This is a genomic window from Janibacter sp. LM, assembly GCF_039631275.1.
Lineage (GTDB): Bacteria > Actinomycetota > Actinomycetes > Actinomycetales > Dermatophilaceae > Janibacter > Janibacter terrae.
In genome coordinates, this window is sequence record NZ_JBDIVG010000029.1 from 1 (window position 1) to 22362 (window position 22362).

General features: G+C 72.3%; 18 protein-coding genes. 8 read left to right on the top strand and 10 right to left on the bottom strand.

Translation table 11 applies throughout. The features are described 5' to 3' along the window. Window positions 1–917 precede the first annotated feature (917 nt). Window positions 918–2492, bottom strand: coding sequence for an alkaline phosphatase D family protein (locus ABC138_RS14500; RefSeq protein ID WP_345914124.1), 1575 nt, complete (start codon window positions 2490–2492; stop codon window positions 918–920). A 184-nt stretch (window positions 2493–2676) separates the two neighbouring features. Here ABC138_RS14500 and ABC138_RS14505 point away from each other — a divergent pair, with 184 nt between their 5' ends. Beyond that, entirely contained in the window at window positions 2677–3405 is a 729-nt protein-coding gene (locus tag ABC138_RS14505; protein ID WP_345914125.1) for a haloacid dehalogenase type II, read from the top strand. 9 nt (window positions 3406–3414) lie between these two features. Here the strand turns inward: ABC138_RS14505 and ABC138_RS14510 are convergent, their stop codons facing one another. The 5 genes from ABC138_RS14510 to ABC138_RS14530 all read right to left on the bottom strand — a co-directional run bounded on the left by ABC138_RS14510 (window position 3415) and on the right by ABC138_RS14530 (window position 6971). Then, the gene (locus ABC138_RS14510) at window positions 3415–4044 is read right to left on the bottom strand and encodes a serine esterase (protein WP_345914126.1); all 630 of its coding nucleotides are present in this window, start codon (window positions 4042–4044) and stop codon (window positions 3415–3417) included. Beyond that, window positions 4041–4553 (bottom strand): VOC family protein, encoded by a 513-nt coding sequence (locus ABC138_RS14515; protein ID WP_068325600.1) that lies wholly within the window; start codon window positions 4551–4553, stop codon window positions 4041–4043. Before ABC138_RS14515 ends, ABC138_RS14510 begins: the two co-directional genes overlap by 4 nt. A 37-nt stretch (window positions 4554–4590) precedes the next feature. Then, the gene (locus ABC138_RS14520; RefSeq protein ID WP_345914127.1) at window positions 4591–5166 is read right to left on the bottom strand and encodes an NADPH-dependent F420 reductase; all 576 of its coding nucleotides are present in this window, start codon (window positions 5164–5166) and stop codon (window positions 4591–4593) included. Window positions 5167–5268: 102 nt separating this feature from the next. Continuing rightward, entirely contained in the window at window positions 5269–5907 is a 639-nt protein-coding gene (locus ABC138_RS14525; protein ID WP_345914128.1) for an NAD(P)-binding domain-containing protein, read from the bottom strand. Continuing rightward, entirely contained in the window at window positions 5904–6971 is a 1068-nt protein-coding gene (locus tag ABC138_RS14530; protein WP_218005579.1) for an LLM class flavin-dependent oxidoreductase, read from the bottom strand. Before ABC138_RS14530 ends, ABC138_RS14525 begins: the two co-directional genes overlap by 4 nt. 122 nt (window positions 6972–7093) lie before the next feature. Between ABC138_RS14530 and ABC138_RS14535 the strand changes: the two genes are divergently transcribed. Then, entirely contained in the window at window positions 7094–10981 is a 3888-nt protein-coding gene (locus ABC138_RS14535; RefSeq protein WP_345914129.1) for a Pls/PosA family non-ribosomal peptide synthetase, read from the top strand. Then, on the top strand, window positions 10978–12285 hold the full coding sequence (locus tag ABC138_RS14540) for a M1 family metallopeptidase (RefSeq protein ID WP_345914130.1): 1308 nt from the start codon (window positions 10978–10980) through the stop codon (window positions 12283–12285). The genes ABC138_RS14535 and ABC138_RS14540 overlap by 4 nt, the downstream gene beginning before the upstream one ends. Here ABC138_RS14540 and ABC138_RS14545 read toward each other — a convergent pair. After that, the gene (locus tag ABC138_RS14545) at window positions 12252–12755 is read right to left on the bottom strand and encodes a 4'-phosphopantetheinyl transferase superfamily protein (protein ID WP_345914131.1); all 504 of its coding nucleotides are present in this window, start codon (window positions 12753–12755) and stop codon (window positions 12252–12254) included. The two genes, ABC138_RS14540 and ABC138_RS14545, sit on opposite strands and share 34 nt — an antisense overlap. Window positions 12756–12842: 87 nt before the next feature. On the opposite strand from ABC138_RS14545, the gene ABC138_RS14550 reads away from it, so the two are divergent. The 5 genes from ABC138_RS14550 to ABC138_RS14570 all read left to right on the top strand — a co-directional run bounded on the left by ABC138_RS14550 (window position 12843) and on the right by ABC138_RS14570 (window position 19063). Then, window positions 12843–13991, top strand: coding sequence for a phospholipase (locus ABC138_RS14550; protein ID WP_345914132.1), 1149 nt, complete (start codon window positions 12843–12845; stop codon window positions 13989–13991). Window positions 13992–14069: 78 nt separating this feature from the next. After that, entirely contained in the window at window positions 14070–15449 is a 1380-nt protein-coding gene (locus ABC138_RS14555; protein WP_345914133.1) for an NAD(P)/FAD-dependent oxidoreductase, read from the top strand. Between the two features lie 9 nt (window positions 15450–15458). Continuing rightward, the gene (locus tag ABC138_RS14560; protein WP_345914134.1) at window positions 15459–16748 is read left to right on the top strand and encodes a pitrilysin family protein; all 1290 of its coding nucleotides are present in this window, start codon (window positions 15459–15461) and stop codon (window positions 16746–16748) included. Then, window positions 16745–18103, top strand: a complete 1359-nt coding sequence (locus tag ABC138_RS14565) for a pitrilysin family protein (protein WP_345914135.1) — start codon at window positions 16745–16747, stop codon at window positions 18101–18103. The genes ABC138_RS14560 and ABC138_RS14565 overlap by 4 nt, the downstream gene beginning before the upstream one ends. A 162-nt stretch (window positions 18104–18265) precedes the next feature. Next, complete coding sequence (locus tag ABC138_RS14570; protein WP_345914136.1) at window positions 18266–19063, top strand: hypothetical protein; 798 nt, start codon at window positions 18266–18268, stop codon at window positions 19061–19063. Between the two features lie 102 nt (window positions 19064–19165). Here ABC138_RS14570 and hisN read toward each other — a convergent pair whose 3' ends face one another. The 3 genes from hisN to aroA are packed head-to-tail and all read right to left on the bottom strand — an operon-like array spanning window position 19166 to window position 22358. Then, a complete protein-coding gene (gene hisN, locus ABC138_RS14575; RefSeq protein WP_068422766.1) occupies window positions 19166–19960 on the bottom strand; it encodes a histidinol-phosphatase in 795 nt (264 codons plus the stop codon). A 26-nt stretch (window positions 19961–19986) separates the two neighbouring features. Continuing rightward, a complete protein-coding gene (rsgA, locus tag ABC138_RS14580) occupies window positions 19987–21066 on the bottom strand; it encodes a ribosome small subunit-dependent GTPase A (RefSeq protein WP_338538527.1) in 1080 nt (359 codons plus the stop codon). Further along, the gene (aroA, locus tag ABC138_RS14585; RefSeq protein ID WP_338538526.1) at window positions 21066–22358 is read right to left on the bottom strand and encodes a 3-phosphoshikimate 1-carboxyvinyltransferase; all 1293 of its coding nucleotides are present in this window, start codon (window positions 22356–22358) and stop codon (window positions 21066–21068) included. Before aroA ends, rsgA begins: the two co-directional genes overlap by 1 nt. Window positions 22359–22362: the final 4 nt, after the last annotated feature.

The following is a 22362-nucleotide window of genomic DNA, read 5'->3' on the forward strand; positions in this document are numbered from 1 at the left end:
CTTGGGCACCACAGATCAGATGTCACCTGATCGTGCAGCAGTCCCGGTTGCATGTAGGCGGCCACCCTTGTTGGCCTGGATCCGGGCGGAGTGGTCCTCGGTGAGGAACACCGTCGTTGGTAGAGCGCTCGATTGAGCGCCCGGGCCTGCCGCCACAGGCCCTGGGGGGTTAGGCACCGAACCACAGCTGTCCCGACTGGAACCCGCGAGTGTCCCAGCCCGACAGGGGGAAGTGTCGCTCTCGGAAGTGAGTGTCTCGCCCGGACCTCCAGACAGTCCCCGTGGATTCCGCTCGTGGGTGGTCGCGACTCGTTGACTCCACCTACTTCGGCTATGTAGGCGTGACTGCTCGGCGACCGGGTCGTCAGTGCCCCGGCCACGTCGGTGAGTCGCAAACTCGTCCCACAGGACGAACCTCCTGTGGGATCATGGAGGAGCATCACCGAGCCGTTGTGGCCCGCGTCCCGTTAGACCTGTCCGCGATCATGACCGGGACTGGTTCGTCTTACGGCGCATTGCATTGCCCTCAAGTCCGTGGCCTCCTCCGATAGCGACGGTGTGACGCTGATTCCGCACGCCGTGTCTCCGAGCGTCCGTCCCCGGTCGAGACCGTCGGACCGGGCCGGCGGGACTCGGCCTCGTCGGAACTCGGATTCGACACGTCATCGAAAGGTCATCAGAAACGACGGGCAAGCGTCCCGAGACGTTCCGATACAGTTGGAGGCGTCCGATGGGAACTTCCTCAACAACCCGAGGTTTTCCATGGGGACCCGAGAGTTGCAGTAGTCCGGGACAGGCCTCCGATCACGTCCAGAGGTCGCAGGTTCAAATCCTGCCCCCGCTACCACAGGTCCTGAGGCCCGGCACCGTTCACACGGTGCCGGGCCTCAGGACTTTTTCGTGGTCGACGCGGGTCGTCAGACGACGGTGCCCTCGACGACCTCGGAGATGCCGGGGATGCCGTCCCGCACGACCGCGGTGGCGCGGGTGAAGACCGGGGCGTCCGGGCGGGTGACGTAGGGCAGCACCTTGATCTCCTGGCGCAGCTCCGACGTCGTGTAGATCGTCTTGTGGTAGCCACGGCGGGTGTTGCCCACCTTCAGCCAGGGGCTGGCCGCCATGCGGTCCCTGGCCTGCGCGTTCTGGTCCGAGCCGTCGCCACCGGAGGTGATCGAGGTGGCCATGAAGTCGGCCCCGACGACCGCAGAGCCGGGCTCGTCGAAGTTGACCAGCAGGTCGGAGGCCATGTTCCAGTGCCCGTTGCCGGCCATGTGCACGAAGTTGCGCACACCCAGGTCGTGGATCCGGCTGAGCAGCTGGGTCCGGTACCACGCGTACCCGTCCCACGGGTCGTTGGGGACGTCCACCGCGGGGCCGACGGCTGCGTCCTGCTGGGCCATCTGGACCGGGTCGGCCATGACGCGCCAGCGCACCGACCGGTCGGCCAGGCCGTCGAGCAGCCACTTCTCCTGGGTGTCGCCCAGCATCGTGCGGTCCGGGGTCCATCGATCGGTGGCATTGGTCGCCCCGGGGTTCTGGAAGGAGCGGTACTGGCGGGTGTCGACCATGTGCACGTCGGCGAGGCGCCCGAACCGGAGGCGCCGGTAGGCCTGGATGTCGTTGCCGACCGGACGCTGGGCCTTGCGCAGGGGGAGGTTCTCGTACCAGGCCTGGAGCGCCCGGGCACGGCGCGCCAGCCACACGTCACGATCCTGGTCGGGTTCGCTGTCGATCTGGGACCTGTCCGCCGCCCAGTTGTTCTCGACCTCGTGGTCGTCGAAGACGCAGAAGAAGGGCGCCGACCCGCGGGCGGCGATCAGGTCGGGGTCGGCGTTGTACTGGCCGAAGCGCACGCGGTAGTCGGCCAGGTCCCAGATCTCCTTGCTGGGAGCATGCGCGCGACCGATGGAGCCGGCCCCCGCGCCTTCGTAGATGTAGTCCCCCACGTGCATGACCAGGTCGACGTCCTCGTCGGCGATGTGGCCCAGCGCCGTGAAGTAGCCGGCGGGGTAGCTCTGGCAGGTCGCCAGGACCGAGGTGAACGACTGGATGTCGGCCCCGGGGGCGGGGGCCGTCTTGGTCCGCCCCACCTGGCTGATCTCGGTGCCGACGCGGAAGCGGTACCAGTACTCGCGGCCGGGCTCGAGGCCGTCGACCTCGGCGTGCACGGAGTGGCCCCACTCGGGGGTCGCCAGTTCGACACCGCGACGCACGATTGCCCGCGCGGCGAAGGACGGGTCGGACGACACCTGCCACTCCACCGGGATCAGCTGGCGCGGATCACGCAGCCCGCCGAGACCGTCCAGGGCTGTGGGTTCGGGCGCGAGTCGCGTCCAGAGCACGACGCTCGTGGGCCACGGGTCGCCGGACGCGACACCGCAGGCGAAGGGGTTTGATCCGACCCGAGGGTCGGCCGCGGCCACCGACGGGGCCAGGACTGCGGAGCCGGCGGCGGCGCCGGCGACGAGAAGCGAACGGCGGGACAGCGTCATGTCAGAGAACCTCCAGGGGGGAACAGGCCATGACGGAACCTAGGCAGCGCCGGTGGCTCCTCCCTGAATGCCAGACGACGCCTCGGGGACCCCCTGACGACCAACGGGGGCCGGGAGACGATCGTGACCGGCCAGCAGAGCCGGGATGGCCCGCGTTGCTCGCGCGGAGTGATTACGGTGGGGTATGACCAGTGAGCTCCCCAGCGCGGACCGTCCGGTGAGTCCCGACGGACCCAGGCGGCCTCGCCTACTGATCTTCGACGTCAACGAGACGCTCTCGGACATGTCGCCGATGGGTCAGCGATTCGAGGATGTCGGAGCGCCGGCCCACCTGGCGAAGACATGGTTCGCGGGAGTCCTCCGCGACGGGTTCGCCCTGACGGCGGTCGGCGTGAACGAGTCCTTCGCCACCATCGCGGCCGCCGCTCTGCGCGTCGTCCTCCACGGTCAGCGGTTGGACCGCGATGCCGACGCCGCGATCCAGCACGTGATGGAGGGCTTCTCCGGGCTGCCGGTGCATGCCGATGTCCCGGACGGGGTCCGGGCCCTGCGCGCCGTGGGGATCCCGCTGGTCACCATGAGCAACGGGGCTGCGTCAGTGGCTGACCAGCTGCTCGCCCGCGCCGGCATCCGCGATCACTTCGAGGCCCTCCTCTCGGTCGAGGACGCCTCCCTCTGGAAGCCGGCAGCGGCCGCCTATGCGTACGCGCTCGGGCGAAGCGGAGTCGACCCGATGGATGCCGTGCTCGTCGCCGTCCATCCGTGGGACATCGACGGCGCAGCACGTGCGGGTCTGGCTACGGCGTGGGTCAACCGAACCGGAGGTCCCTACCCCGACTGCTTCCGGGCTCCCGACTTCCGGGTCGGGTCGCTGACGGAGCTGGCCGAAGAGCTCGCCGGTCGAGGTCGGTGACGGTTCGGCTCAGCCCGCGAGCTTCTCCAGCCAGCTGCCGACGGCGGTGAGGCTCGCCTGCGAGATGCCGTGCCCGCCCGGGTCGCGGTGGCCGGTCACGGTGGCGCCCGACTCGTCGTGCAGGTAGCTCCACGTGCGGTCGAGCAGCTCGCGCGGGATGACGTGGTCGGCGTCGCCCTGGGTGACGACCACCGGCAGGCCGGCGAGGCGCTGCGGCGTCACGGGCACGCCCGCGTCGAAGGGCAGCGTCGCGTGGAGGATCCCGGCGCCCGCGTAGCGCTGCGGTTCGTCGAGGACGAGCCCGCCGGCGAAGGCCCCGCCGCCGCTGAAGCCGATGACCACGACGGGCCGCCCGGTCGGGGCCGCCTCGTCGAGCCACTCGCGGAACCACGCCATCGTCGCGTCGAGCGACTCGGCGACGGGTCGGCCGATGCCGCGGTTGGCGAACCAGGCGAAGCCACCCCCTTCGGCGATCGGCGCCCGCACGGCGGCGTAGGAGAGCCCGCTCGGGAGGTGGGGTGCCAGGGTGAGGATCTCGCGCTCGTCGGAGCCACGACCGTGCAGCAGCACGACGAGCGGCTGGGTCGGGTCGTCCTCGCCGTGGTGGGCGACGACCGCCGGGGCGAAGGCCGCGCTCATGCGTCCACCTCGCGCGGGACGAGCTCACCGGCGGTGGCCACGCCGGCCCACCGATCGATCTCGCCGGGCAGGTCCAGCGCCTCGACCGGGGCGGCGTTGTCGTACGCGCCCCACTCGCTGCGCGGCAGCATCCACATGACCTCGAACTCGTTGCCGTCGGGGTCGTGGGCGTAGATGCTCTTGGTCGCGCCGTGGCTGGACTCGCCGGCGTACGCGCCGAGCCCGGCGAGGGTGGTGCGCGCCTCGTCGAGGTCCTCGATCGTGTCGACCTGCCACGCGAGGTGGTACAGCCCGATCGAGCCGCGCGGGCGGGGCGGCTGGGCGCCGACCCCGAAGAGGCCGAGGTCGTGGTGGTTGGTCGAGCGCGGCATGCGCAGGAAGGCGGCGCGCATCCGCGGCTCGTACGCGATGGTCTCCGCGCCGAAGGCGGCCTGGTAGAAGGCGATGCTGCGCTCGACGTCGGCGACGAAGAGCACGGCGTGGTTGAGGCGGACGGCTGGGATGGGCACAGGTGGTTCCTTCCGTGGGAGGGGAGCGAAGGGGGCGTCAGGAGACGATGCCGAAGCCCTCGGTCCAGGCGAACTTCTCGCGGGCAGCGAGGGTGATCTGCAGGAAGCCGAGGGCCTCGAGCTCGCGGGCGCGCTTGAGGGCGCCGGCGTCGATGACCTTGAGGCCGCCCGAGGTGAGGACCTCGGTGACGGTCTGCTTGGCGGCCTCGTCGTCACCGGCGACCAGGGCGGTGGTCGTGAGCGGGCCGACGGTGCCCTCGGCGAGGGTGCTGGCGAAGTTGGTGTTGAAGGCCTTGACGACCTGCGAGGACGGCAGCGCCGTGGCGATCTTGGCGGCCATCGAGCTGTCGGCCGGGACGACCAGGTCGTCGAAGGTGTCGAAGTCGACGGGGTTGGTCAGGTCGACGACGACCTTGCCGGCGAGCTGGTCGGCGCGGGTGGCGATGATCCCGTCGATGGCCGTGTGGGGGACCGCGAGGACGACGATGTCGCCGGTCACCGTCGTGCCCTGGTCCTCGGTCCCGAGGAGCTGGACCGGGTGACCGCCGCGCTCGGCGACCGCCTGGATCGCGCTGCCCATGTTGCCCGTGCCGAGGATGGAGATGCTGGTCATGGTGACTCCCTAAAAAGTTGTTGAGTCAACTATTGGATGAGATCAACGTACTCCGGGTTACTTGTTGCGTCAAGTATTTTGCGCCGAGCGGTCGCCCGGCGCTCACCCGCGGGTGGAGACCCCGACCAGCTCCCGCAGCGCGTCCGCCTCGACGTTCGCCCCGAAGGCGGGGGCGCCCGGCTCGAGGCGGCGACCGTCGGCGAGCGACCCGATGGCCACCGGGTCGAAGCCCAGGCCGTCGACGAGCTCCGCCACCGCGGCCACGTCCTGCGGGGAGTCCCCGGCGATCGCGATCGCGCGGCGACCCGCCGCGCCGGCGGGCCGGGCCCCGTCCTCGAGGTCGTGGTAGCCCATGTGGTTGAGCCCCTTGACGACGCGCGAGCCCGGCAGGTGGGCCGCGACGATCTCGCTGGTCGTCGTGCGCGGGTCGGTCAGGTCGTCGCGGATGCCGTCGACCTCCCACCAGTAGTTCATCGCGTCGACGACGAGCTTCCCGGCGAGCGCGCCGGCCGGGATGCCCGCGTACTTGCCGAGGGGAAGGGCGAGGACCACGACATCTGCTCGGGTGGCCACCTCCTGCGCCGTCGTCGCCACGGCACCGGGTGCCAGGACCTCGACGGTGAGCGCGATCCGCTCGGGGTCGCCGGAGCCGGCGACGAGCACCTCGTGGCCGGCGGCGACCGCGAGCCGGGCGAGGACGGTACCGAGCTTCCCGGCGCCGAGGATGCCGACGGTGCTCATGCGTCGCCCCCTTCGTCCGTCGTGCCCGCGAGCAGCTCCCGCACCCGCGGCGCGACCTCGCGGCCGTAGAGCTCGACGGCCCGCAGGCGGGCGTCGACCGGCGTGCTCCCGCTCGTGTAGACCATGTCGAAGCGGCGCGCGTCGATCGCGCGCATGGCGCCGGCGATGCGCTGGGCGACCGTCTCGGGGGAGCCGATGTACAGCGAGCCGTGGGCGATCTCGTCCTCGAAGGACTCGCGGGTCACCGGCGGCCACCCGCGCTCCGCCCCGAGCCGGTCGCGGTTGCGCTTGTAGTGCGGCCAGACGATGTCCGCGGCCTCCTGGTCGGAGTCGGCGACGAAGCCGTGCGAGTGCATCCCGACCGGGTGGGCCGTCGTGCCGAGCTGCGCGGCCGCCCTGCGGTAGAGGTCGACGTAGGGCGCGAAGCGCCCGGGAGCACCGCCGATGATCGCCAGCATGAGCGGGAAGTCGTAGCGGGCGGCGCGGATGACCGACTGCGGCGAGCCGCCGACCCCCACCCAGGTGTCGAGGTGGCCGGACTCGGTCCGGGGGTGAATCTCGGCGCCCTGCAAGGGTGCTCGCGTCGTCCCCTGCCACGTCACGGGCTGCTCCTTGAGCACCTCGGCGAAGAGCTCGATCTTCTCCTCGAAGAGGGTGTCGTAGTCGGCGAGGTCGTAGCCGAAGAGCGGGAAGGACTCGGTGAAGGAGCCACGTCCCAGGATGACCTGCGCGCGACCGCCCGACATCGCGTCGACGGTGGAGAAGCGCTGGAAGACGCGCACCGGGTCGTCGGAGGAGAGGACGGTGACGCCGGACGCGAGCTTGATGCGCTCGGTGCGCGTCGCGAGCCCGGCGAGGACGGTCTCGGGGGAGGAGATCGCGTAGTCGGAGCGGTGGTGCTCACCGAGCGCGATGACGTCCACCCCCACCTGGTCGGCGAGGACGCCCTCCTCGACGACCCGGCGGATCGCCTCCGCCTCGGAGACGAGGTTGCCGCGGCCGTCCTCGGGGATGTCGCCGAAGGTGTCGAGCCCGAGCTCGATCTGGGTGATGGGCGTGGTCATCGTGGCCTTCCGGGAAGAGGGTTGTTGTCGAATCAATCAACTGGTGGCGTCGACAGGCTATTCCGTCGGGCGGCTACCTGCTGCCCCGCCGGGTGTTCACCTCGGTGCGGGATCATGCGCCGGTGACCTCCCCTTCGCCCCTCCTCCCGTCGCTCCTCGCGGGTGACCGCGCGCCGGCGCCGCGCACCCTCGTCGACATCTTCACGGGTGTCGTGGCCGCGCACCCGGACGCGCCGGCCGTCGACAGCGGGCAGGAGATGCTCACCTACGCCGAGCTCGCGGAGGCCGCGTCCGCGCTCGCCGAGCAGCTCGCGGAGCTCGGCATCGGGCCAGGGGACAAGGTCGGCGTGCGGATCCGCTCGGGGTCGACCGACCTCTACGTCGCGATCATCGGGATCATCCTCGCTGGCGCCGCCTACGTCCCGGTCGACGCCGACGACCCCGACGAGCGGGCGCGGGTGGTCTTCGAGGAGTCGGCGACCGTGGCGATCGTCGGCAACGACCTCGTCGTCACGACCACCGCTGTGGGACAAGGCCGCCCGCCGATCGAGCCGACGCCGCCGACGACCGGTGACGACGCCTGGGTGATCTTCACGTCCGGCTCCACCGGCAAGCCGAAGGGGGTCGCCGTCACCCACCGCAACGCGGCCGCCTTCGTCGACGCCGAGGCGCAGATGTTCCTGCGGGAGGACCCGATCGCGCCGGGGGACCGGGTCATGGCCGGGCTGTCGGTCGCCTTCGACGCGAGCTGCGAGGAGATGTGGCTCGCGTGGGCGTACGGCGCCTGCCTCGTGCCGGCCCCGCGCTCGCTCGTGCGCTCCGGCGTCGACGTCGGGCCGTGGCTCGTCGCCAACGAGATCACCATCGTCTCGACCGTCCCGACGCTCGTCGCGCTGTGGCCGCCGAGCTCGCTCACGCGGGTGCGGCTGCTCATCATGGGCGGCGAGGCCTGCCCGCCGGAGCTCGCCGCCCGGCTCCAGGCGCCGGGCCGCGAGGTGTGGAACACCTACGGCCCCACCGAGGCCACCGTCGTCGCGTGCGGCGCGATGCTCGACGGCAGCGCCCCCGTGCGCATCGGCCTGCCGCTGGCCGGCTGGGACCTCGCGGTCGTCGACCAGGACGGCGTGCCGGTCCCCGAGGGCGGGTCCGGCGAGCTGATCATCGGCGGCGTCGGCCTGGCCCGCTACCTCGACCCCGCCAAGGACGCCGAGAAGTACGCCCCCATGCCGACCCTCGGCTGGGAGCGCGCCTACCGCTCCGGCGACGTCGTGCGCAACGACCCGCTCGGCCTCGTCTTCGCCGGCCGGGCCGACGACCAGATCAAGCTCGGGGGTCGCCGCATCGAGCTCGGCGAGATCGACGAGCAGCTGCTGCGCGTCCCGGGGGTCGTCTCCGCGGCCGCAGCGGTCCGCTCCACCCGGGCCGGCAACAAGCTCCTCGTCGGGTACCTCACCGTCGCCGACGACTACGACGCCGCCCTGGCCCGCGAACTCCTGCGCGAGCGGATGCCCGCGGCCCTCGTCCCGCGCCTCGCGGTCGTCGAGGAGCTGCCGACCCGCACCTCCGGCAAGGTGGACCGCGACGCGCTGCCGTGGCCCCTCCCTTCCTCCGGGACGAAGGGGGAGCCCCCCACCTCCTCGCTCAGCCCGACCGCGCAGTGGATCTCCGCGATCTGGGCCGAGGTCATCGGGGCGCCGGCGAGCAGCCCGACCGACGACTTCTTCGACCTCGGCGGCGGCTCGCTCACCGCGGCGCAGGTCGTGAGCCGGCTGCGCGACAAGCACCCCGAGACCACCGTCGGCGACGTCTACGAGCACTCGAGGATCGGCGATCTCGCGGCGTGGCTCGACGAGGCGTCGGCGAGCTCGACGATGGTGCGGTCCGACCGTCGCGTGCAGCCGATCCGCACGGGGACCCAGGTCGCCCAGCTCGTCGGGATGGTCCCGCTGCGGGCGCTCGCCGGCCTGCGCTGGCTCGCCTGGCTGGCGCTCGGCTCGACGGTGGCGGCCGCGCTCGGCGGGCCCGACTGGCTGCCGACGACCTCCCCGTGGCTGCTCGTCGTCTCGACCCTGCTCCTGCTCACCGCTCCCGGGCGGATGACCCTCGCCGCCCTGCTCGCCCGCGCGGTGCTGCACGGCGTCGAGCCCGGCTCGCACCCGCGCGGCGGGGCGGTGCACCTGCGGCTGTGGTTCGCCGCGCGCATCCAGGACGAGCTCGCGGCCGCGGGCCTGTCCGGCGCACTCTTCTTCCGGTGGTACGCCCGGCTGCTCGGGGCGCGCGTCGGCACGGGCGTCGACCTGCACAGCCTGCCCCCGGTGACCGGGTGGCTCACCGTGGGCCGGGGCGCGGCGATCGAGCCCGAGGTCGACCTGCAGGGCCACTGGATCGACGGTGACGTCGTCCACGTCGGTCCCATCAGCATCGGCCCACGCGCGCGCGTCGGTGCCCGCAGCACCCTCTCGCCCGGCGCGGTCGTCGGCGAGGGCTCCGAGATCGCGCCCGGCTCCCACGTGCTCGGCGCGGTCGCCGCGGGCGAGTTCTGGTCCGGGTCGCCTGCGGAGCGTCAGGCAGCGGCCCGTGGGCCCTGGTCGTCCGAGGAGGCGCCCGCGCCGCGCGGGTGGCTGGCCGGCTACGGCGTGCTCGCGCTGCTGGTCTCCGCCCTGCCAGGTCTGGGCGTGCTCGCGGGGGCCGCGCTGGTGTGGCCGGCCGTCTCCGACAGCACCGGTCTCGGTGACGCGCTCGTCGCCGCCCTGCCGTGGCTGCCGCTCGCCGTGGTCGTCGGCTTCGTCGTCCTCGCGCTGCTCGTCGTCGTGCTCACCCGCGTGCTCGCGACCGCGATCGAGCCCGGGCACTACCCCGTCCGCTCCCGGCAGGGCCTGGCCATCTGGGGCACGGTCCGCCTCCTCGACGAGGCCCGCGACTGGCTCTTCCCGATCTACTCCAGCGCCTTCACGCCTGTGTGGCTGCGGCTCCTCGGCGCGCGGATCGGCACCGGCGTCGAGGCCTCGACCGTGCTGATGATCCCCAAGCTCGTGCGGGTGAACGACCACGCCTTCCTCGCCGACGACACCCTCGTGGGCTCGTACGAGCTCGGTGGGGGCTGGATCCGCGTCGAACGGGTCAAGGTCGGCAAGCGATCCTTCGTCGGCAACTCCGGCATGCTCGCGCCGGGTCGGCGGGTGCCCAAGCGCTCGCTCGTCGCCGTGCTCTCCGCGGCTCCCGGTCGCTCGGTCGCCAGGGCAGGCCAGTCCTGGCTCGGTTCGCCCCCGCGCAGGCTGCGCCGCACCGCCGCGGAGCAGGACTCCAGCCGGACCTACGACCCGCCGACGCGCCTGAAGGTCCTGCGCTCGCTCGTCGAGCTGGGCCGGGTCGTGCCGCTCTGGTGCACGATCGCGCTCGACGTGCTCGTCGCCGCCGCGCTCCTGCGGCTGCTCGAGGTCTCGCCCTGGCTCGCGCTGCTCCTCGCCGGACCGGTGATGATCCTCGGCAGCCACGTCGCGGCCGGCACCACGGTCGCCGCCAAGTGGCTGCTCGTCGGTCGGCACCGCCCGGGCGAGCACGAGCTGTGGACCTCCTTCGTCTGGCGCAACGAGCTCGCCGACACCTTCACCGAGATGCTCGCGGCGCCGTGGTTCGCGCGGATCACCGCCGGCACACCGGCGCTCAACGCGTGGCTGCGGCTCATGGGGAGCAAGGTCGGGCAGGGTGTCTGGTGCGACACCTACTGGCTGCCCGAGAGCGACCTCATCGAGCTCGGCGACGGCGCGACCGTCAACCCGGGCTGCGTCGTGCAGACGCACCTCTTCCACGACCGGGTGCTCAGCATGGACACCGTCACCCTCGGTGCCGGCGCAACCCTAGGCCCCAACAGCGTGATCCTCCCGGCCGCCAGCGTCGGCAGGCACGCCACCGTCGGACCCGTCTCGCTGGTCATGCGCGGCGAGGGCGTACCCTCGCGGACACGCTGGATCGGCAACCCGATCGGCCCGTGGGAAGGAGAGGACGCATGATGCGGCGAGGGAGCGACCCCTACGTCCCCGGGCACGGCGACTCGTCCTACGACGTCGAGCACTACGACCTCGAGATCGGCTACCGCGTCGACGGCAACCGGCTCGACGGCGAGGCGACCCTGCGGTGCCGGGCCAACGAGCCGATCGACCGGATCGACCTCGACCTCCACTCCCTTCGCGCGGTCAAGGTCCACGTCGACGGTGCGGTCGCCAAGCACCGGGCCCACCTCGGTCGCGTCACCGTGCAGCTCGGGCGGACGGTCCCCGAGGGAGAGGACTTCGAGGTCCGGGTGCGCTACTCCGGCAACCCCAAGCCGATCCGCAGCCGCAAGCTCGGCGAGGCCGGCTGGGAGGAGCTCGAGGACGGGGTCATCGTCGCGGCCCAGCCGCACGGCGCCCCCTCGTGGTTCCCGTGCAACGACCGCCCGGACGACAAGGCGACCTACGACATCGCGCTCACCGTGCCCAAGGGCTACCACGTGGCCGTCGCCGGTGAGCTCGCCGGGCAGACCCAGGGCCGCGCGGTCACGTGGCGCTACACGCAGCAGGCGCCGATGCCCACCTACCTCGCCACGGTGCAGATCGGCCGCTACGAGGTCATCGAGCAGACCGGCGCCCCCGTGCCGGTGCGCGTCGTCGCGCCCAAGGACCGCCCGCGCGAGGGCTTCGAGGCCGCCTTCGGCATGCAGCCGCAGATGCTCGGCTTCTTCACCGAGACCTTCGGCGACTACCCCTTCGAGTCGTACACCGCGGTGATCACCGACGACGACCTGGAGATCCCGCTCGAGTCGCAGGGGCTGTCGACCTTCGGCCGCAACTTCATGTGCGACGACTGGGAGTGCATCCGCCTCGTCGCCCACGAGCTGAGCCACCAGTGGTGGGGCAACTCGGTGACGCTCACGCACTGGCGTGACATCTGGCTGCACGAGGGGTTCGCCTGCTACTCCGAGTGGCTGTGGTCCGAGCGCATCGGCCTGATGACCGTCGGTGAGCGCGCCGAGGTGCACCACGCCAGGGTCCGTGACGACGACGGGCCCGACCTGCTCCTCGGGGACCCGGGCCCCGAACTGATGTTCGACGACCGCGTCTACAAGCGCGGCGCGCTCACCCTGCACGCGCTGAGGGCGAGGGTGGGGGACGCGAGGTTCTTCGACGCGCTGCGCACCTGGGCCGATACGCACCGCCACGGCAATGTCACGACGGCGATGTTCGTCGAGCACGTCGAGAGGGTGACGGGTGAGGACCTCGGCGGGCTCTTCGAGGAGTGGCTCTACTCCGTCGAGCTGCCGCCGCTGCCCGTCTGAGACCCGAGCACGGCCACCGCGGCCACGAGCCCGGCGGGGGCCTCGAGGTCGACGAGCTGCCACTCGGCGAGGCGGATCTGGGTCATCGGTGTGCGCAGCCCGGTGCCGAGCGCCTTGAGGACCGCCTCCTTGCGGCACCACGTCGCCGCGCGCTCGGCGGGGGTGTCGGCGCGCTCGTCCGGGCGGAGCACGAGAGCCGGGTCCCAGCGGGCCGCGACCGCCTCGAGCGACTCGACGTCGACGCCGACGGGGCTCGCGGCGACGGCGGTGAGCACGTGGTCGCCGCAGCGGGAGAGGCTCACGTGCGGCGAGCTGCCGTCCGCCAAGCGCACCCACGGGCGGCCGTGGGAGCCCGAGCCGCAGGCCGGGCAGAGGTGACCCGTGGTGACCGGCAGGGGGTGGTCGACGTGCGCGCGGAGGGCGTCGTGGGTCGAGGCCCGGTGGTGCCACATGACGTCCGGTCGGTCCACGGCCGTGAGTCTAGGAGCAGGCAAGTACTTGACGCGACAACTACTCTCTTCGTATCTTGGTTGTACTGACAACCGAAGGGCTTCACCATGCGCACCTCCACGACCCCCGTCGTCGCGACCGCCGGTTCCACCGACCCGACCGCGCCGCTCGTCGTGCTCCTGCACGGCCGCGGCTCGGACGAGCAGCAGATCATCGGGCTCGCGGACCACCTGCCCGTCGGCCCCGCGTACGCCGCCGTGCGCGCGCCCATCGCCGAGGGCGGTGGCTACGCGTGGTTCGCCAACCGCGGCATCGGCCGGCCGGTCGCGGAGTCGCTCGCCGAGCACATGGCGTGGTTCCGCGGGTGGCTCGACGAGGTCGCGCCGACCGGGCGCCCCGTGCTGCTCATCGGGTTCAGCGGGGGAGCGGCCTTCGCCGGCGGCCTCGTGCTCGGTGACCCGTCGCGGTACGCCGGTGCCGCGATCCTCTACGGCACGCTGCCCTTCGACGCGGGCGTGCCGGTCGAGGCCGGCGCCCTGGCGCACCTGCCGGTCTTCGTCGCGCAGGGCGAGGGTGACCACGTCATCCCGCGTGAGCTGCTCGACCGCACCTGGGACCACCTGACCCGCGACTCCGGCGCGCCCGTCACGGCCATCCGCGAGCCGGGCGGCCACCACCTCACCGGTACCGGGGTGCACCGCCTCGCGCAGTGGGTCGCCGCCCGAGTGCACCACCTGGGTGCCTTCGGTGCCGCCCCCGTCGGTGCGCCCCAGGACGTCGCGTGGCCCACCCTCGCCGGTGGTCGCCTCGACCCGCGCGAAGGGGGTCGCCCCGACGTCGCGTGGTCCATCCCGCAGCAGCAGCTGAGCGACAACGCGCCGGTCGAGCTGCAGGGCACGCTCTTCGAGCGGGTGCGCGGGCTCGCGGGCGTCGCCGTCGTGGACTCGCAGATCTCGGTCCCGGGAGCGCGCGCCCTCGTCCTCGACGCCCCCGAGGGGCCGGAGCCGGCCTTCCTCGTGCCGCAGGTCGGGGAGTTCGCCCACCTGCACCCGGCCGAGGACGGCTCGATGCACCTCGCGCTGCCGCCGGAGCAGGCCGCCGACCTCGTGGCCCGCGGGTGGGGCACCTTCCACCACTGGGCCGGTACGCGCCTGTCCGCCGGCTTCGTCATGGTCTTCGGCCCGCGCACCCCCCATGAGGTCGACGTCGTCGAGGGCATCGTGCGCGCCAGCCACGCCTACGCGACGGGGCGCTGACGTGGCGGGTGTCTCGTCCGTCACAACCGGCCCCTCGGAGGCCGCAGGGATTTCTCCCTTCGTCAGGGCTGGGTCACAATGGGACGTGTGAGCGCTAACTCTGGCAAGCACCGCGTCGTCATCATCGGGTCCGGCTTCGGCGGTCTGTTCTCCGCCAAGGCCCTGAGCGGCAAGGACGTCGAGGTGACCCTCGTCTCGCGCACCGGCCACCACCTCTTCCAGCCGCTGCTGTACCAGGTGGCCACCGGCATCCTCTCCGAGGGCGACATCGCCCCCGCGACGCGCGACATCCTCGCCCGCGACAAGAACGTGCGCACGATCCTCGGCGACGTCGAGGACATCGACATCGAGGCGCGCACCGTCACCTCCCGCTCGCTGGGCCAGCAGACGGTCACCCCGTACGACAGCCTGATCATCGCCGCCGGCGCCGGGCAGTCGTACTTCGGCAACGACCACTTCGCCCGCTACGCCCCCGGCATGAAGGACATCGACAACGCGCTCGAGCTGCGCGGGCGCATCTTCGGCGCCTTCGAGCTCGCCGAGACCACGACCGACCCGCAGGACCGCGAGCGGCTGCTGACCTTCGTCGTCGTCGGCGCGGGCCCGACCGGTGTCGAGATGGCCGGCCAGATCGCCGAGCTGTCGCACAAGACGCTCCGCCACGAGTTCCGCCACATCAACCCGCGCGACGCCCGCGTCGTGCTCCTCGACGGCGCCGACCAGGTGCTGCCCACCTTCGGTGACCACCTCGGCGGCAAGGCCCGCGCGAGCCTCGAGAAGCGCGGGGTCGAGGTCCAGCTCGGCGCGATGGTCACCGACGTCGACGGCACCGGGCTCGACGTGAAGTACAAGGACGGCTCGACGCGGCGCATCGAGGCCGTGACCAAGGTCTGGGCCGCCGGTGTCGCCGCCTCCGGGCTCGGCACCATGGTCGCCGACCAGGCCGGTGCCGAGACCGACCGCGCCGGGCGCGTCCTGGTCGAGGACAACCTGACCCTCAAGGGCCATCCCGAGGTCTTCCTCCTCGGCGACATGATCAACCTCAAGGGCTACCCGGGCGTCGCGCAGCTCGCGATCCAGGGCGGTCGCTACGCGGCCAGGGAGATCCTCGGCCGGCTCGAGGGCAAGGAGCCGCAGGCACCCTTCGTCTACAAGGACAAGGGCTCGATGGCGACGATCTCGAAGTACTCCGCCGTCGCGAGCATCGGCAAGATCAGCTTCTCCGGCTTCGTCGCCTGGCTGGCGTGGCTCGCCGTGCACCTCATGGCGATGGTCGGCTTCAAGAACCGCATCTCGACGCTGCTCAACTGGATGATCACCTTCCTGGGCAACAACCGCAACGAGCGGGTGACGACGATGCAGCAGGTCTTCGCGCGGCGGGCGATGGAGGACCTCGGTCCCGACGCCTACCCGGAGCTGCCGCGCCGCGGTCACGAGGAGCAGCGCGACGCGACGTAGGGTGCCTGCATGCCCCTGGACTTCACCATCGAGGACCACACCCTCGCCAACGGGCTGCGCGTGGTCGTGCAGCCCGACGCCACGACGCCGACCGTCACGGTCAACCTGTGGGTCGGGGTCGGCTCCCGCCACGAGGAGCCGGGGAGGACGGGCTTCGCGCACCTCTTCGAGCACCTGATGTTCCAGGGGAGCGAGCACGTCGACAACGGCGAGCACTTCCAGGCGCTCATGGGCGTGGGTGGGCGGCTCAACGCGACGACGTGGTTCGACCGGACCAACTACTTCGAGACGATCCCCTCGGGGGCGCTCGAGCTGGCGCTGTGGCTCGAGGCCGACCGGCACGCCAACCTCCTCGCTGCCGTCAACCAGGCCAACCTCGACAACCAGCGCGACGTGGTCAAGGAGGAGAAGCGCCAGCGGTACGACAACCAGCCCTACGGCCAGGCGCTCACCACCGTCTACGCCACGGTCTTCCCGGAGGGGCACCCCTACCACCACCCGACGATCGGGTCCATGGAGGACCTCGACGCCGCGTCCGTGCAGGACGTGCACGACTTCTTCACTGCCCACTACGCGCCGGACAACACGGTCCTGACGATCGTCGGTGACGTCACCGCGGAGCGGGCGGTCGAGCTGGCCGAGCGCTACTTCGGGCACATCACGCACCGGGCCGCTCCGCGCCGCGCGCCGGTCGACCCGCTGCCGCCGCTCGACGAGCCGGTGCGGGTCGAGGTGGCCGACGAGGTCCCCAACGACCGCATCCACCTCGCCTTCCGGCTCCCCGCCGAAGGGGGCGACACCCGGGACGAGTTCCTCGCCGCCTCGATGGCGCTGGACTGCCTCGGCGGGCTGAGCTTCTCCCCGCTCGAGCAGACGCTCGTGCGGGAGGAGCAGCTGGCCAACAGCGTCGACGTCGGGGCGATGGGGTTCGTCGACGGCGTCTCGCTCGGGCTCGTCGTCGCCGACGTGGCCGAGGGCGTCGACACCGACATGCTCGAGGAGCGGATCTGCGCGGAGCTGACGGCCTTCGCCGATGCCGGGCCGACAACTGAGCAGATGGAGGCGGTCAAGGCGCAGGCCGAGCGCGGGTGGCTCTCGGCGCTGGCCGCCAAGGACGAGCGGGCCGACGTCATCGGGCACTACACCTGCCTCCACGACGACCCCGGCTACGTCAACACCTTCCTCGACCATCTCGCGGAGGTGACGCCCGAGCAGGTGCGCGCCGCCGCGGACCGCTGGCTGCGTCCGCACTCCCGAGCCGCCGTCGTCTACCGCGTCGCCCAGGAGGTGGCCGCATGAGCACCACGATCGTGCCCCGTCCGCAGGTCGCTCCTCCGGCCGACTGGTCCTTCCCGCAGCCGCGCGAGATCGAGCTGCCCAACGGCATCCGGGCGCTCGTCCACGACGTGCCGGGGCAGTACGTCGTCTCGGTGCGGGTGACGATCCCGGCCGCGCTGCGGCACGAGCCGCGCGAGGTCGAGGGGGTCGCGTGGATCATGGCGCGGCTGCTCGACGAGGGCACCCGCACGCACGGGCAGCGCGAGCTGTCTGAGTTGCTCGAGCGCCGTGGCGTGGCCATCGGTGCCGGGATGAGCGAGGCCACGCTCGGCGTCGACATGGACGTCCCGCAGCGCAACCTCGCCGCGGCGCTGGACCTGCTCACCGAGTGCATCACCGAGCCGGCCTTCGCCGAGGAGGAGGTCGCGCGGCTGCGGCGCACCCGCCTGGCCGAGATCGAGCAGGAGCGCGCCTCCGCCAGTCGTCGGGCGCTCAAGGAGTGGGCCGCGACGTACTACGCCGCGGACAGCCGGGCCAGCCGTCCCGGGTCGGGGACCCCCGAGAGCGTCGCCGCGATCACGCGCCAGGACGTCGTCGACTTCCACGCGACGCACGTGCACCCCGAGGGCGCGACCATCGTCGTCGCCGGCGACCTCACCGGGATCGACATCGAGGAGCTCCTCACGGGGTCGCTCGGTGCGTGGACGACCGGTGGTCGTACGGTGTCGGTCGACCGCACGCCGGCGCCCCGGGCCGCCGACGCGGCGCGCGTCGTGCTCGTCGACCGGCCGGGCTCCGTGCAGTCCGAGATCCTCATCGGCGGGCCGGGCCCGGACCGGCGGGTCGACTCGGGCTGGGCCCCCTTCCCGGTCATCGCCTATGTCGTCGGTGGTGCACCCAACGCCCGCATCGACCAGGTGCTGCGCGAGGACAAGGGCTACACCTACGGCATCCGAGCCGGCTTCCGGCCGCGCCAGGTCGGGTCCGCCTTCGCCATCTCGGGGTCGGTGCGCGCCGACGCGACGGTCGACTCCCTCCGCCTGCTGCGCGAGATCCTCGACGGCGTCGGCGAAGGCTTCTCCGAGGCCGAGACCCGCGCCGGGATCGACTTCCTGACCCTCACCGCACCCGGCCGCTACGACACCGCCGACGCCATCGCCGACGAGACGGTCGGGCTGGCGGGCGACGAGCTGCCGCTCACCTTCACCAGCGACGTCATCGCCGCCATGCGCGAGCTGACCCCGGCCGACCTCGACGCAGCCTGGCGCTCGCACGTCGACCACAGCTGGACGATCGTCGTCGTGGGTGACGCGTCGACGTACCGGGACGAGGTCGAGGCCCTCGGTCTGGGTCCGGTGACCGTCGTCCCCACCTGATGGTTGTGCGTTGAACCGGTAGTCCTGCGAGCCGGGGACCCGGTATTCGGGGATACCGGCTCCCGGGGCTACCTCTTCAACACACCACCTTGACCTGGGCCGCCTGTCCACAGGTCCGCATATCCCCTGCGCGGCGGGCCGGTCGGCGGCTGTGCTGGTCCGATGATCAGGACACGGGACCAGTGGCGGGGGACTGCGCGCGAGCTGGCCGCGGCCGTGGCACGAGGCGAGGTACTGAGGGTCGGTCGGTACTATGTCTCGCCCGACGCACCGCAGGAGGTCCGGGCGGCGCTGGCCGAGGGACTGCGGCCGACCTGCACCACGGCGGCAGAGCAGCACGGGCTGTGGGTCCCCCCGGTTGCGGGCGTGCACGTCTACTCGCGTCGAGGGAGCACACCCCCCGGGTTCGTGGGGCACGGGTGGCACCACCGATGGCCCGAGGACTCTGCTGTCGCCTCACCCCAGCTCGCGCTGAGGCACGCGATGGGCTGCCTGGACCCGCTGGATGTCGGGATCATCGTGGACTCCGCGCTCCACCAGGGTCTACTCGGCGCACAGCAGGTGAGGGACCTGGCCGAGGGCGCACCGCGGGGGGTGGCCCGCGTTCTGGCGCGCGCCTCCGGCCTGGCGCAGTCCGGGACCGAGAGCAAGGCCAGGCTCTTCATGCAGCTGCACAACGTGACGGTCACCCCGCAGGTGGAGATCGACGGTGTGGGGAGGGTGGACAACCTGGCCGGGCGACGGTGGATCCTCGAGTGCGACAGCCGAGCGCACCACACCGGGGTGACGACCTACGCCACTGACCGTGCGCGAGACCTGCGGGCCCTCGAGCTCGGATACTTCACGACGCGCCTGACGCACTGGATGGTCTTCGCCGGATGGCGCCGGACTTCGGACACCTTGCTCCGGGTGATCCGCAGCGGTCGGCACCTGGATCCACCCGAGCGGTGGGCTCTCTGAGCCGATGGTTGTGTGTTGAACCGGTAGTCCTGCGAGCCAGCAACCTCGTGGACATGGGTGCCGGCGCTGCCAGCTACCACTTCAACACACAACCACACCCCCTCAGGCGTCGGGCGACAACCGGGCCAGCACCTCGTCGTGCAGCAAGCCGTTGGAGGCCACGGCGTTGCCGCCCCAGGGGCCCGGTGCGCCCTCGAGCGAGGTGAACCGGCCGCCGGCCTCCTCGACGATGGCGACGAGCGCGGCCATGTCGTAGACCTCGAGGTCGGGCTCGGCGGCGATGTCGACCGCGCCCTCGGCGACGAGCATGTACGACCAGAAGTCCCCGTACGCACGCGTGCGCCACAGGTCCGAGGTGAGGTTGAGGAAGGCCCTGCCGCGGCCGCGCTCGCGCCAGCCCTCCAGCGAGCTGTACGACAGGGAGGCGTCCTGGAGCCGCGAGACCCGGGAGGCCCTGATCTGCTTGGCCTGGGAGAGCGAGCGGCCGGTCCACGCCCCCGCGCCCTTGGCGGCCCACCAGCGGCGACCGAGCGCCGGCGCGGCGACGAGGCCGACGACGCAGTCCTCGCCGTCGACGAGGCCGATGAGCGTGGCCCAGACGGGCACGCCGCGGACGTAGTTCTTGGTGCCGTCGATCGGGTCGATGATCCAGCGACGCTGGGAGGTGCCGGTGCTGCCGAACTCCTCCCCGAGGATCGCGTCGCGGCCGCGGGCGCGGCTCAGCTGGGCGCGGATGGCTTCCTCGCAGCTGCGGTCGGCGTCGCTGACCGGGGTCAGGTCCGGCTTGGACTCGACGACGAGGTCGGAGGCCTGGAACCGTGCCATCGTGATCCGCTCGACCTGGTCGGCCAGCACGTGGGCGAGGCGCAGGTCATCGGCGTAGTCGGAGGGGAGCATGCCGCCAAAGTACCTGTCCGCCAGCGTCAGCCGTGGCCCTCCTCGCCGGAGCGTGCCCGCAGCAGCCGACGAAGGGAGTCCAGCCGCAGCTCCCCGCCCGACCCCGCGTGGCCCTCGGCGACCCACGCGTCCAGGGCGCAGTCGGGCTCGTCGTGGGTGCAGCCGCGGGGGCAACCGACGTCGGCGCCCTCGGCGAGCTCGGGGAAGTGCCCGATGATCGTGTCGGCCTCGACGTGCGCGAGGCCGAAGGACCGGATCCCCGGGGTGTCGATGATCCACCCGGCTGCGTCCGGGTCCGATCGGGACGACTCGGTCGAGGCCCCGTCGACCAGCGGCAGACGCAGCGCGAGGGCGCTCGTCGAGGTGTGGCGGCCCCTGCCCGTGACATCGTTGACATGTCCCGTCGCCCGGTGCGCGGCCGGGCACAGCGCGTTGACGAGCGTCGACTTGCCCACCCCCGAGTGCCCCACGAGCACGGACACCCGGCCGGCGAGGCGGCGGCGCAGCTCGGCCAGGCCCTCGCTGCCCTCGGTGAGGACGGAGGTGACGACGTGCGGGACGTCGAGCGGCGCGTACTGGGCCAGGAAGTCCTCCGCCGAGGCCAGGTCGGACTTGGTGAGCACGAGCAGCGGGTCCATGCCGGCGTCGTAGGCCGCGACGAGGCAGCGGTCGATGAGCCGGGGCCGCGGCTCGGGGTCGGCGAGCGCCGAGACGACGACGAGCTGGTCGGCGTTGGCGACGATGACGCGCTCCACCGGGTCGGTGTCGTCGGCGGTGCGGCGCAGCACCGTGGAGCGCTCCTGGATCCGCACGATGCGGGCGAGGCCGTCGGGCCGACCGCTGGTGTCGCCGACCATCGCGACGTCGTCACCGACGACGACCGGTGAGCGCCCGAGCTCACGGGCGCGCATGGCGATGACGACCCGCTCGGGCTCGGAGCCGGTGGCCGGCACGAGGGTGGTCCAGCGACCGCGGTCGACCGCCGTCACGCGTCCCACGACGGCGTCCTCGTGCTTGGGCCGGTCCTTGGTGCGCGGCCGGGAGCCACGACGGTTGGGGCGCACCCGCACGTCCGACTCGTCCCAGCTGCGCGCCGACCGGCCCATCAGCCGCCCGTCTCCACCGCGGACTCCCAGAGCTGCACGAAGTCGGGCAGCGTCTTGCCGACCGTCGCCGGGTCCTCGATGACCGTGCCCGGCGCCCGCAGCGCCAGGAGCGCTCCCGCCATCACCATGCGGTGGTCGGCGTAGGTGTGGAAGGTGCTCGGCCGCAGGGGTGCCGGGTCGATCCTCAGCCCATCCTCGAGCTCGGTGACCCCGACGCCGAGACCACCCAGCTCGCGCGAGAGGGCGCTGATCCGGTCGGTCTCGTGGCCGCGGATGTGCGCGACGCCGCGGATGATCGACGGGCCGTCCGCGCACGCGGCGAGGGCCGCGACGACCGGGGTCAGCTCGGCGGCGTCGTGGAGGTCGACGTCGATGCCGCCCGGGCGCCCTTCGCCGGTGACGGTGAGGCGCCGCGAGTCCAGGGTGACGTCGGCACCCATCTCGTCGAGCACGTTGCGGATCATGTCGCCGGCCTGCGTCGTGTGCTGCGGCCAGTCGGGCACCGACACCGAGCCGCCGGCGACGAGCGCGGCGGCGAGGAAGGGGGCCGCGTTGGACAGGTCCGGCTCGACGGTGACGTCGAGCGGGAGCAGCTCACCGGGCTCGACCCGCCAGGTGTTGGCCTCGGAGTCGTCGACCGCGGCGCCGGCGTCGCGCAGCGTCTCGACGGTCATCTCGATGTGGGGGAGCGAGGGGACCGGCTTGCCGTCGTGGACGACCGTGATCCCCTCCTCGAAGCGAGACCCGACGAGCAGCAGCGCCGAGATGAACTGCGAGGACGCGGAGGCGTCGAGCACGACCCGGCCTCCGCGCACGGACCCCTCACCCTGCACGACGAAGGGGAGGGTCCCTCGCCCTTCGTCCTCGACGCCCACCCCGAGGTCCCGGAGGGCGTCGATGATCGCGGCCATGGGCCGCACCCGAGCGTGCTCGTCGCCGTCGAAGGTCACCGGCCCCGACGCGAGCGCCGCGACGGGCGGGAGGAAGCGCATCACCGTCCCCGCGAGGCCGCAGTCGACGGTGCGGCCGCCGCGCAGCGTCGCCGGCGTGATGATCCAGTCGGGGGAGCCGCCGAGGGAGGTGGCGTCGTCGACGCCGGCGCCGAGCTGGCGCAGCGCCTGGGCCATGAGCTCGGTGTCCCGGGAGCGAAGGGGGCGGCGCAGCCGGGAGGTGTCGGTCGCCAGTGCGGCGAGGACGAGGTAACGGTTGGTGAGGGACTTGCTCCCCGGCAGCGTCACGGTCGCGTCGAGGCGGCCGGACGCCGCCGGGGCATGCCAATCAGGACTGGTCATCGCG